The organism is Kitasatospora sp. NPDC004745 (assembly GCF_042873275.1).
In the GTDB taxonomy this organism is placed as follows: domain Bacteria; phylum Actinomycetota; class Actinomycetes; order Streptomycetales; family Streptomycetaceae; genus Kitasatospora.
The window spans coordinates 69,988-81,528 of sequence record NZ_JBIALK010000029.1 but is presented as its reverse complement, the minus strand read 5'-3'; the positions used below and the strand labels follow the sequence as shown (position 1 = coordinate 81,528).

Genomic DNA, 11,541 nt, shown 5'->3' with positions numbered 1-11,541 from the left:
GTTCACGCAGACCAACGGGACGGTCGGCGTGGCCACCGCCAATGCGGACAACGGGCACCTGCAGATCACCTACAAGTCCGCCGCCGGCACGTGGGCGACCTCCGACCTGACCGGCACGGCCGGTACTCCGGTGACGGACGGTGCGGTGAGTGCGAGCACCGACCCCGACGGCACTCTGGCGATCTACTCGCGCGGGTCCATGAACGGCAACCACCTGAGCCTGACGGCGCTGCAGCCCAACGGTGCGTGGGCGACCGTGGACCTCACCAACACCGTCGGTACCCCCGCGTCCGCGGGCGGTGCGCCGTCGACGTTCACGCAGACCAACGGGACGGTCGGCGTGGCCACCGCCAATGCGGACAACGGGCACCTGCAGATCACCTACAAGTCCGCCGCCGGCACGTGGGCCACCACCGACCTGAACACCCTCGTCGGCACCCCGGCCACCGACGGCGCGGTCAGCGCGAGCACCGACCCCGACGGCACCCTCGCCCTCTACACCCGCGGCTCCCTCAACGGCGGACACCTGAACCTCACCGCGCTGCAGCCCAACGGTGCGTGGGCCACCGTCGACCTCACCAACACCGTCGGCACCCCCGCCAGCTGACCACCGGCGTGCCCCCGTGCTGTGCGCGGGCCCGGCTGCGACACCCGGCCCGGCCCGCGCACAGCACGCCCACCCGCCCTCCGTTCTCTTCGCTCGAACACGCTGCCGCCAAGCCCATGGAGCCCGCCGTGACCGCCCCCGCACGTCGTACCGCCCTCGCCTCCCTCCTCGCTGCAGGCCTCCTCGCCTCTGCGGCGGGCACGCTCGCCGCGGGCGAGGCCTCCGCCGCCTCCCTCTCGACCTGGGACAAGGTCGCCGCCTGTGAAAGCGGGGGGAACTGGAGCATCGTCAGCAGCAACGGCCTCTACTACGGCGGCCTGCAGTTCAGCCGCAGCACCTGGCTGGCCTATGGCGGCGGTGCGTACGCCCCTTACGCGAACCAGGCGAGCAAGCAGCAGCAGATCCTGGTCGCCGAGAAGGTCCTCGCGGGCCAGGGCCAGGGGGCCTGGCCGCGCTGCGGGCCGGCGGCGAGCCTGGGAGCCGACCACGCCGACCCCTACCCGTCCACCACCACACCGCCGCCCGCTCCGGCGTGGAAGCCGGCCGTGGGTGACGGTGGTTCGGTGACGGGTGCGGACGGTACGGCTTACACGTTCAGCCGGTCGGCGAACGGGCACGTGCAGATGACGGCGCGTCTGGCGGGCGGTGGTTGGACGACGGCGGACCTCACGAACGTGGTGGGAACGCCGGCGGCGGCGGGCGGTTCTCCGGCCGCCTTCGTGCAGACCAACGGGACCGTCGGCGTGGCCACCGCCAATGCGGACAACGGGCACCTGCAGATCACCTACCGCTCGGCGGCCGGCACCTGGGCCACCAGCGACCTCACCAACACCGTCGGCACCCCCACCACCGGCGGCGCGGTCAGCGCGAGCACCGACCCCGACGGCACCTTGGCGATCTACTCGCGGGGCTCGGTCAACGGCAACCACCTGAGCCTGACGGCGTTGCAGCCCAACGGTGCGTGGGCGACCGTGGATCTCACCAACACCGTCGGTACTCCTGCTTCTGCGGGCGGTGCGCCGTCGACGTTCACGCAGACCAACGGGACGGTCGGTGTGGTGACGGCGAACGCGGACAACGGGCATGTGCAGATCACCTACAAGTCCGCCGCCGGCACGTGGGCGACCTCCGACCTGACCGGTACGGCCGGTACTCCTGTGACGGACGGTGCGGTCAGTGCGAGCACCGACCCCGACGGCACCTTGGCGATCTACTCGCGCGGGTCCGTGAACGGCAACCACCTGAGCCTGACGGCGTTGCAGCCCAACGGTGCGTGGGCGACCGTGGATCTCACCAACACCGTCGGTACTCCTGCTTCTGCGGGCGGTGCGCCGTCGACGTTCACGCAGACCAACGGGACGGTCGGTGTGGTGACGGCGAACGCGGACAACGGGCATGTGCAGATCACCTACAAGTCCGCCGCCGGCACGTGGGCGACCACCGACCTGAACACCCTCGTCGGCACCCCGGCCACCGACGGCGCGGTCAGCGCGAGCACCGACCCCGACGGCACTCTGGCGATCTACTCGCGCGGCTCGGTCAACGGCGGTCACCTGAACCTCACCGCGCTGCAGCCCAACGGTGCGTGGGCCACCGTCGACCTCACCAACACCGTCGGCACCCCCGCCAGCTGATCACGGCCACCAAGCGGCGTCCGGAACACTACCTGGGCGCCGCCCCGGCCCGAGGCCGGAACCCGTCCGGAAGCGCTTCGACAGCTGGTCCCGCCCGTGTCCTTCCCCACGCCCGGCCACCGACGGAACTCGCCGGCCCCGCCATCGCCACGGCCGCCGCGGTACGCGAAGCAGCCGACAGCCCGGCCGCCCCTTCGGGCGTCCGGTGACGGGCGGCCCCCTCGGCCGACCGGTGATCCGCCCGGCCGGTCGGCGCTGGGGGTCGGTGGTGTCACGTGAAGCCGGCGAGCGCCCCCTTCCCGTTGTCGAAGGGCCGGCGAGCCGGCGGTCAGGCGTCGAGCACCTGGCCGTCGCGCCGGACGACCGGGCCCTCCGCCGACCACGGGAACTCGATCCAGTCGTCGGTCCTCTTCCACACGTACTCGCACTTCACCAGGGAGTGCGACTTCTCGTAGATGACGGCGGAGCGGACCTCGGCGACGTGGTCGAGGCAGAAGTCGTGCACCAGCCTCAGCGTCTTGCCGGTGTCGGCGACGTCGTCGGTGATCAGGACCTTCTTCTCGGTGAAGTCGATCGCCGCGGGGACGGGAGCCAACATGACGGGCATGTCGAGGGTGGTGCCCACGCCCGTGTAGAACTCGACGTTCACCAGGTGGATGTTCTTGCAGTCCAGCGCGTACGCGAGACCGCCCGCCACGAACACGCCGCCGCGGGCGATGCTCAGGACGAGATCGGGCACGTAGCCGTCGTCGGCGATCGTCTGCGCGAGTTCGCGCACCGCCCGGCCGAAGGTCTGGTAATCCAGGATCTCGCGCACATCAGTCATGGCGTTCAGTGTCCTGGACGGCGGGCCGGGCGGCGAGCGTCGGCACGCTGAGGGCCGGGAGTGGCCGGGACCGGCCGGGACCGGCCGGGGCGGATCGTGCCCGGCCGTGCGCGCGGCCGGGCACGGACACGCCGAGGGGCCCGGTGCGCGGGGTGTGCGCACCGGGCCCCTCGGCCGTGGTCCTGTTCGGCCCCGGGTCGGTTCGTGGCGTCGGCGGGGCGTGCAGTCGTGCAGTCGTGCCGGCGGGTGACCGGCGGGCCGCTGCGACCGGTCAGTAGTTGTGGTGGATCTGCCAGTAGGCCCAGGCCTGGTTCGGGCTGCCGTAGCGGCCGTTCATGTAGTCGTAGGCCCACTTGATCTGGGTGGCGGCGTTGGTCTTCCAGTCGGCGCCGGCGGAGGCCATCTTGTTGCCGGGCAGGGCCTGGCCGAGGCCGTAGGCGCCGGAGGAGGCGTTGGTCGCGGTGACGTTCCAGCCGCTCTCGTGGGAGATGATCTGGTTGAAGGAGGCGAGCTGGTCGGCGGGGACGATGCTCGCGGCCAGCGCCTGCGGCGTGGTGGCCGAGGCGGCGGTCGGGACGACGGCGGCGCCGATCGCGGTGATGCCGACGGCGGCGGTGAGCAGGGCGGCGGACTTGCGCATGCGGGTGGAGATCACGGGCATGTGGGAGTTCGACCTCAATCGTGGGGGTGCCTCGTCCTGCGGCTCGGCAGGCCCAACAGGGCCGGCGGGCGGGAGTCGGCACCGGGGCGGTCACGGGTGGTGACCACCTGGCGGGAGTTGCGGCAGCGGATCGAACCGCCGCCGCAGCTGGCGACTGAGCCATTGTTAGCGGGGTCGGAGGCCGGGTCCAAGGGGTGCCCGCTACGACGCGGCGTCGTAGCGGATCCGGGCGAACACGCGCGTCGGACGCGGGCCGCTACCCGTCGCCTCGATGGCCAAACCAGGACAGATCCGAACTTTTGCGGTGATTTTCACCGGTCTGAGCTGGGAAAACAGCGGAGGCCCGGCCGCAGACACGGAATGGTGGCGGTGACGGCGGCCGTCCGGGCCGGGGCCGGCTGCGGAGTGGAGGGGCGGCCCACTAGGAAGGGTAGGAGGTGCGTGGAGCGCGTGAGAACCGTCACGGGCCCCCGTGTCCCGGCACCCGCCCCCAAGGGATCCAGCTCACACCGCTGTGACTTTCGGTGACGAACCGGTGGCGCGGGGAGGGTGCCGTGGTGGCTGTTCAGGCTGAGGCGCACCTTCGAGTGCGATTCCTTGTGGATCAGGGGGCCGGTGGGGGTGCCGGAGATCGTGTCGTCGCTGTCGAGCGTCCACTTCTCGATGGGGTTGGTGTCCGGGGGGAAGCCGAGCCGGCCCGCCTATGCTGACCGGGTGAGATCGACGGGTGAGCAGGGGCCGGGGCTGCGGGCGGATGCCGTGCGCAACCGCGCCCGGGTGCTGCAGGTGGCGCGGGAACAGGTGGCGGCGGGGGACGACTCGCTGCAGCTGAACGCCATCGCGCGGCTGGCCGGGGTCGGCGTGGGGACGGTGTACCGGCACTTCCCGAACCGGCACGCGCTGTGGGAGGCGCTGCTCGTCGAACGCTTCCGGGAGCTGGTCGAGGAGGCCCGGGCCGCGGCTGCGGACGAGGATCCGCTCGCGGGCCTGCAGAGGCTGCTGCGGTTCACGCTGGCGCGGGCCCTGGAGGACTCCGGGTTCGCCGCCGTGCTGGAGTCGGCCGCCGACACGGACGCCCGGACCGTCGAGCTGAAGCGTGAACTGGACGGTGCCACGGCCCAGTTGCTCGACCGCGCGCGCCTGGCCGGCGCGATCCGCCGGGACGTCGGGCCCGGTGACGTGCGCCGTCTGCTCTGCGGGGTCGAGCACGCGCTGCGCTCCGGTGAGCACGGACCCGAGCGGACCGAGGTGTATCTCGGCGTCCTCGTCGAAGGCCTGCGTCCTCCGCGCTGACCCCCTGCGCTGACTCCCTGCGCTGACCCCCTGCGCTGACCCCCTGCGCTGATCCCCGGGCTGACCCCCGCGCCGATCCCCCTCCGCCGGGCAGTCCGGGGCTGCTTCGGCCCCAGAAAACGGATAGCTATCCGAATCGTGTGCTAGCGTCCCCGCATGAAAACGGATACCAATCCGTTTCGAGGAGCTGAACGCACGGAATCGGAGGGTGGGCCCATGGAACAGCGGGCTGTGGTGACGGCGGGGACCGGGGGCATCGGGCTGGAGACCGCGGTGGGGCTGGCGGCGCGGGGGCTCGCCGTCACCGTCGTCGGGCGGGACCCGGAGCGCGGCGCTCGCGCGGTCGAGCGCATCGCCGCCGCCGCGACCGGCGGCAGGCCGTGTTTCCTGGCCGCCGACCTCGCCTCACTCGGCGAGGTGCGCACCCTCGCGGCCCGCCTGGCCGCCGAGGGGCCGCTGAAGCTCCTGGTCAACAACGTCGGCGCGATGTTCGCGCAGCGGCAGCGGACCGTCGACGGGATCGAGGCCACCTTCGCCGTCAACCACCTCTCGCCGTACCTGCTGACCGAGCTGCTGCTCGACTCCCTCCGGGACGGCGGACCGAGCCGGATCGTGAACGTCAGCTCGTCGGCGATCGGCCTCGCCAGGCGCACCTTCGCCGCCGTCGAACCGCCGGGCGGCTACTACGGGTTCCACTGGTACGGCCGGGCCAAGCTCGCCAACCTCGTCTACGCCCTGGACCTCGCCGAACGCCTGCGCGGCAGCGGGGTCGCCGTCCTCGCGGCCGACCCGGGCGGCGCCGCGACGACCATGACCGACGGCACCATGACCTCGCCCGCGATCGTCTCCCCGCCGCTGCGCCTGCTGTGGCCGCTGGTCCGCCGACGGTTCGAGCGCTCCACCGCCGGCCCGGCCTCGCTGGCCGCACGTTCCTCGATCACCGCCGCGACCGACCCCGCCCTCGAGGGCCGCACCGGACTGCTCATCGGTCCCGAGGCCCACCCCGTCCCGCTCTTCCGCGGCAGCGCCGACCCGCGCACGGCCGCCGACGTCCTGCGCCTCAGCCGCCGGCTGGCACCGACGGGAGGCTGACGGCCGGCGGGCCGTCTTGCGCGGCAGCGGGTGGCCGCGACCCCCTCCCGAATGAGCGTGCGCGACGCACGCAATCTGTAGTACGGTGCATATGCGTGCTCGAAGCACGCACTTTCAAGCGCCGACACAAGAATCCCAAGGGGACCGCCATGACCACCGCCAGCACCCGCGCCGACGCCCGCACCGCCCTCACCGACCTCCTCCTCACCCCGGGCCTGGACCTCGACGAGGCCGCCGACCGGCACTTCGCCCCCGACTACCGCCAGCGCACCGACGGCGAGTGGGCCGACCGCACCGAGTTCCTCGCCCACATCGCCCACCTGCGCACGGTCGTCGCCGGCGGCTCCGTCGAGGTCCACGACGAACTCTTCTCCGGCGACCTCTACGCCGACCGCCACACCATGACCATCACCAAGACCGACGGCTCCACCGTCCGCATCGAGGTCTACCTCTTCGCCGAGTACGCCCCCGACGGCCGCTTCCGCCGCATCGAGGAGACCACCCTCATGCTCGAAGGCGCCGACCACGACCGGAACCTCGGCAGCGCCCGCTGAACGGCCCTCGCCCACCCGGCGCCCCGACGACGGCGCGCCCCCGCCCCTGCCCCGCGCACGGGCGCGCCGCCGCTGGGCCGCACCGACCCACCAGTGAGAGGAGGACGTTGTCATGCTCGACGTACTCGTCGCCGGGGCCGGCCCGGTAGGGCTCTGGCTCGCCGCGGAGCTGCGCCTGCACGGCGTGGAGGTGACCGTCGTGGAACGTCGGACAGCGCCGGACGGGCGCTCGCGCGCGGTCGGCATGCAGGCCGGCACGCTGGACACCTTCGCCACCCGCGGCCTCGCGGAGCGCTTCATCGAGCGCGGCACCCCGGTGCCGACCGGCCACTTCGGCGCGGCCACCACCCGGCTGGACTTCTCCACGATCGGGGCGGTGCACCCGTTCATGCTGGGGCTCGGCCAGTCCGTCACCGAACGGCTCCTGGAGGAACACGCCGTCGCCGTGGGCGCCCGGGTGCTGCGCGGACAGGAGGTCGTCTCGCTCACCCAGGGGCCGGACGCCGTCGAGGTGGTGCTGCGCGCCGACGGCGCCCACCGGACCGTGCGGGCCCGCTGGGTGGTCGGCTGTGACGGCACCCGCAGCGCGGTGCGCCAGGCGGCCGGCATCGACTTCCCCGGCCAGGACACCACCATGACCGGATGGCTCGCCGACGTCGAACTCGACGTCGAACTCGCCGCCGGACCCGACGGTCCGCCCACCGCACCGCCCACCGCACCGATCGCCGCCACCGGGCCGGCCGGTTCGTTCCTGGCCGTCCCGATCGGCGACGGCGTCCACCGGCTGGCGGGGCTGTCCACGGCCACCATGCACCGCGGCACCGGCGAACCCCTGACCCTGGAGGAGGTGCGCGAGCAGACCCGCGCCCTGCTGGGGCGGGACCTGGCCATCCGCAACCCCCGGTGGCTCTCGCGCTACGGCAACGCCACCCGCCAGGCCGCGCACTACCGGGCCGGACGGGTCCTGCTCGCCGGGGACGCGGCGCACATGTTCTTCCCCGCCGGCGGGCAGGGCATGAACCTCGGCATCCAGGACGCCGCCAACCTGGGCTGGAAACTGGCCGCCGTCCTCCAGGGCCGGGCACCCGACGCCCTGCTCGACAGCTACGAGGCCGAGCGGCGGCCGGCCGCCCGTGCTGTCATCGACAACACCCGCGCGCAACTGGCCCTGTTCGCGGCGGCGAGCCCGGAGCAGATCGCGCTGCGCGAGGTCTGGTCCGAGGCGCTGGCCGACCCGCGGACCAACCGCCGGTGGGCCCGCCGGATCGCCGGCTTCGACGACCCGCTGCCCGCCACCGCACCCGGCGCACACCCGCTGACCGGCACCCGGCTGGCGGGCCTCGCCCTGGCGGCGGCCGACGCGCCCACGCCCCACCCGCTGATGCACCACGGCCGGCCGCTGCTGCTGGACCTCGCCGGGACGCGGACGCCGTGTCCCGCGCCCGGGCCGGACCGGCGGACGGTGGCCGTCAACGCCGGGGAATCGCACCCGCTCTGGCGGGACGTCACCGCCGTCCTGATCCGGCCGGACGCCCGGATCGCCTGGGCCAGTACCGAGGCCGACCCGCAGCGCCGGGCCGCGGACTGCCTCACCGCCCTGCGCGGCCTGTGTCGCTGAACGCGGCGGGGTGAGCCCGCTGCCGTCCCCGCTCCGTCGGTGTCAAGGGCTCGGCGGGGGAGGGCGGCGGGCACGAAGGGCTGTGGGGTCCTGCCCGTCCGGTCAGCCCAGCGACGCGCTCGCCGCCCGCAGTTCGTCCAGGGCCGCCAGGGCGCACCCGGCGAGCCCGTCCTCGGCGCCGCGGTCGTCCTCGGCCCACTCGGCGTACCCCCGCTTGAACGCGAGGACGCCCAGCTCTCCCGCGAGGGCCGCCGTCGGGCCGGGTACGCCACGGGCGAGCAGGGCGGTCGTCATCGCGGCCGCGAGACTGACGGTCTTGAGGGCGTCGCGCTCCTGGAGCTCGGTGCTGGCGGCGACGGCCGCCTTCAGGCGGGGGGCGAGTTCGCGGCTCCCGGGGCCCATGGCGGTCGAGGCACGCTGGAGACCGGCGGCGACCGCCTCGAGCGGGCTGGCGGTGCAGGGTGCGTCGGCGATCCCCTCGGCCAGCAGCCGGCTCAGCGTCTCCTGCCCGGCGACCAGCAGTTCGCGCTTGTCGGGGAAGTGCCGGAAGAAGGTGCTCTTGGTGACGCCGGCGCGCTCGGCGATCTGCGCGACCGTCGTGGCGTCGTACCCCTGCTCCGTGAACAGGTCGACCGCGGCCACGACGAGGCGTTCACGCGCACCTGGTTCCCATCGACCCATGGGCTCAGCATAGGCGACGGGACCCTTGTCCCGTTGTGATGGGACTCTTGTCCCGTCACTGCTACAGTGACGGGACAAGAGTCCCATCACTTGTGGAGGGTTTCCATGCGCGTCTTCGTCACCGGCGGCACCGGTCTGATCGGGTCCGCCGTCGTCGCCGAACTCCTCGGCCACGGCCACACCGTCCTTGCGCTCGCCCGCTCCGAGGCCTCCGCACAGGCCGCCGGGGCGGCCGGCGCCGAACCGCTGCGGGGAGGCCTCGCCGACCTGGACGTCCTGCGCTCCGGCGCCGCCCAGGCCGACGGGGTGATCCACCTGGCCTTCGGCAACGACTTCAGCAGCCCCGAGGCCCTCGCCCGCAACATCGCGGAGGAGACCGCCGCCCTCACCGCCCTCGGCGAGGAGCTCGTCGGCACCGGCCGCCCCCTGGTCACCGCCTCGGGTACGCCCTGGGTGCCCGGCCGGGCCTCCACCGAGGCCGACCCGGTGCCGACCGACGGGCCGGTCGGCGGCCGCGGTCGCACCGTCACCGCGATCCTGGGCCTGGCCTCCCGCGGGGTCCGGAGCACGGCCGTCCGCCTGCCGCGCACGGTCCACAACGAGGGCGCGGGCGGGTTCGCCGGTCTGCTGACCGACATCGCACGCCGGAGCGGAGTCTCCGGCTACACCGGCGACGGCACCCAGCGCTGGCCCGCCGTCCACGCGCTCGACGCGGCCGTCCTCTTCCGGCTCGCCCTGGAGCGGGCGGATGCCGGCACCGCCTGGCACGCCGTCGCCGACGAGGGGGACGGCATGCGGGACATCGCGGCCGTCATCGGCCGACGGCTGGGCCTGCCGGTCGAGTCGGTGCCGGAGGAGACCTACGGCCCGCTCGGTCCGATCTTCAAGGCCGACCAGCCCTCGTCCAGCGCCCGCACCCGCCAGGCGCTCGGCTGGGAGCCGAAGCACCCGGGCCTCCTGGAGGACCTGGAGAACGTCCAGCCCTGACCGGCGATGGGCAACCACCCGTGCCCATAGGGCACTTCACGTCCACGACACGCAGGAGGTCCCACCATGCCGACCGTCGTCCTCGGCGCCCGCGGCAACGTCGCCCGTCACGTGGTCGACGGTCTGCTGGCCGCCGGCGAGCAGGTCAGAGCAGTCAGCAGGAACCCGGCCGCGGGGGTGCGGCCCGGGTGCGAAGCGGTCGTCGCCGACCTGGGGCGTCCCGAGACGCTGTCCGCAGCGTTCGACGGCGCCGACAAGGTGTTCCTCTACGGGATGCTCGACCCCCAGCAGCCCTACGACGCCGACGAGGTCGTCGCGGCGGCCGCAGCCGCGGGGATCCGGCAGGTCGTCCTGCTCTCGTCGGTGGCGGTCGTCCTTGACCCCGACGCCGGTCACCCCGTCGCCCGCCTGAACCGCACCATCGAGCAGGCCGTCCAGCGCTCCGGCCTGGACTGGACCTTCCTCCGGCCGGGGACGTTCGCGGCCAACACCCGCACCTGGTGGGCCGATTCGATCCGCACCGACGGCTTCGTCCGGCTGCCCTACCCGCGCGCACAGTCGGCGCCGGTGCACGAGAAGGACATCGCGGCGCTGGCGGTGACCGCCCTGACCGAGCCGGGCCACTCGCACCAGGCCTACACCGTCCACGGGGCCGAGTCCCTGACCCTGCAACGCCAGGTCGAGCACATCGGCGAGGCCATCGGCCGCCGCATCCGGGTGGAACACGTCACCGAGGAGCAGGCCCGCGCGGACGTCGCCAGAACCATGCACCCGGTCGTGGCCGGGGCGATCGTGAGCCAGTGGGCCGCCGCCGACGGCGTCGCGGCCGTGACCTCCGCCATCACCGAAAAGATCACCGGTGCCCCGGCCCACACCTACGCCCAGTGGGCCGCCGACCACGCCGACGACTTCCGCTGAGCCCTCCGCGGGACCACGGGAAGAGGGCCGGAGCGGCCGGAGCCGCTCCGGCCCTCTTCCCGTCGCGCCGGGCGCCGTAGGAGACTCCCGTACGCGATACCGATCCCGTGTGTGCGTGTGGGGGAACCGTGGACCGTGTGCCGGATGCGTACGAGGCGCCGTTGTTCTCGGCGGGGCAGCCGCAGTCGGAACGCGGTTTCCTGATCCACCCCGGGTACTGGCCGCACGCCGAGCCGGCCTTCCCGTCCGTCCTGGACATCCTGACCCGACACGGGGTCGACCCCGGCGCCGCCCGCACACGACACGGCCTGGTCGTGGGAGCGGACCTGACCGCGGATCAGCTCGCCGCAGTCCGGGCCGACCGCCAGGTCGAGTACGTCGAGCGCGACTGCGTCGGCGGCGTCGCCCGCTACCAGCGCGTCCCCGCCTCGGCCCGTGTCGTGGGCCAGTACTCCGTCGCCGTGGCCGACGACTGCGACCTGGGCGCACTGCTCGCCCGACTGGACGGCACCCTGCTGCACGCGTACGACGAGATCCACACGTTCGCCGCCCGGCTGACCGACCGCCAGCGCGACCTGCTCCGCCGCGACCCCGAGGTCTTCTCCGTCGGCGACGACCAGTGGGACTCCGCCGACTGACCCCGACACCCCGACCACTCGCGCCACGATTC

General features: G+C 73.6%; 12 protein-coding genes. 9 read left to right on the top strand and 3 right to left on the bottom strand.

What is annotated here, in order from left to right; translation table 11 throughout:
* The coding region (locus tag ACFYUY_RS33720; protein WP_387906293.1) for a hypothetical protein at positions 1-607 on the top strand (607 nt) is incomplete at its 5' end.
* Positions 608-735: 128 nt separating this feature from the next.
* Complete coding sequence (locus ACFYUY_RS33715; protein ID WP_387906291.1) at positions 736-2,241, top strand: transglycosylase family protein; 1,506 nt, start codon at positions 736-738, stop codon at positions 2,239-2,241.
* A gap of 328 nt (positions 2,242-2,569) precedes the next feature.
* Here the strand turns inward: ACFYUY_RS33715 and ACFYUY_RS33710 are convergent, their stop codons facing one another.
* Positions 2,570-3,067 carry a phosphoribosyltransferase gene (locus ACFYUY_RS33710; protein WP_360215317.1) on the bottom strand — a complete coding sequence of 166 codons (498 nt, stop codon included), beginning with the start codon at positions 3,065-3,067 and terminating at the stop codon, positions 2,570-2,572.
* Positions 3,068-3,338: 271 nt separating this feature from the next.
* On the bottom strand, positions 3,339-3,728 hold the full coding sequence (locus tag ACFYUY_RS33705) for a transglycosylase SLT domain-containing protein (protein WP_360215320.1): 390 nt from the start codon (positions 3,726-3,728) through the stop codon (positions 3,339-3,341).
* A gap of 714 nt (positions 3,729-4,442) precedes the next feature.
* Here ACFYUY_RS33705 and ACFYUY_RS33700 point away from each other — a divergent pair.
* The 4 genes from ACFYUY_RS33700 (at position 4,443) to ACFYUY_RS33685 (ending at position 8,285) form a co-directional block, all read left to right on the top strand.
* Positions 4,443-5,021 (top strand): helix-turn-helix domain-containing protein, encoded by a 579-nt coding sequence (locus ACFYUY_RS33700; RefSeq protein WP_360215323.1) that lies wholly within the window; start codon positions 4,443-4,445, stop codon positions 5,019-5,021.
* Between the two features lie 216 nt (positions 5,022-5,237).
* Entirely contained in the window at positions 5,238-6,113 is an 876-nt protein-coding gene (locus tag ACFYUY_RS33695) for an SDR family NAD(P)-dependent oxidoreductase (protein ID WP_387906287.1), read from the top strand.
* Positions 6,114-6,262: 149 nt separating this feature from the next.
* On the top strand, positions 6,263-6,667 hold the full coding sequence (locus ACFYUY_RS33690; RefSeq protein ID WP_360215329.1) for a nuclear transport factor 2 family protein: 405 nt from the start codon (positions 6,263-6,265) through the stop codon (positions 6,665-6,667).
* 112 nt (positions 6,668-6,779) lie between these two features.
* Positions 6,780-8,285, top strand: coding sequence for an FAD-dependent monooxygenase (locus ACFYUY_RS33685; RefSeq protein ID WP_387906284.1), 1,506 nt, complete (start codon positions 6,780-6,782; stop codon positions 8,283-8,285).
* 102 nt (positions 8,286-8,387) lie between these two features.
* On the opposite strand, the gene ACFYUY_RS33680 is transcribed toward ACFYUY_RS33685, so the two are convergent.
* Entirely contained in the window at positions 8,388-8,966 is a 579-nt protein-coding gene (locus tag ACFYUY_RS33680) for a helix-turn-helix domain-containing protein (RefSeq protein ID WP_360215335.1), read from the bottom strand.
* 105 nt (positions 8,967-9,071) lie between these two features.
* On the opposite strand from ACFYUY_RS33680, the gene ACFYUY_RS33675 reads away from it, so the two are divergent.
* The 3 genes from ACFYUY_RS33675 to ACFYUY_RS33665 all read left to right on the top strand — a co-directional run bounded on the left by ACFYUY_RS33675 (position 9,072) and on the right by ACFYUY_RS33665 (position 11,509).
* Complete coding sequence (locus tag ACFYUY_RS33675) at positions 9,072-9,953, top strand: SDR family oxidoreductase (protein ID WP_387906281.1); 882 nt, start codon at positions 9,072-9,074, stop codon at positions 9,951-9,953.
* A 66-nt stretch (positions 9,954-10,019) separates the two neighbouring features.
* The gene (locus ACFYUY_RS33670; RefSeq protein ID WP_387906279.1) at positions 10,020-10,871 is read left to right on the top strand and encodes an NAD(P)H-binding protein; all 852 of its coding nucleotides are present in this window, start codon (positions 10,020-10,022) and stop codon (positions 10,869-10,871) included.
* Between the two features lie 137 nt (positions 10,872-11,008).
* Complete coding sequence (locus tag ACFYUY_RS33665; protein ID WP_387906276.1) at positions 11,009-11,509, top strand: protease inhibitor I9 family protein; 501 nt, start codon at positions 11,009-11,011, stop codon at positions 11,507-11,509.
* Positions 11,510-11,541: the final 32 nt, after the last annotated feature.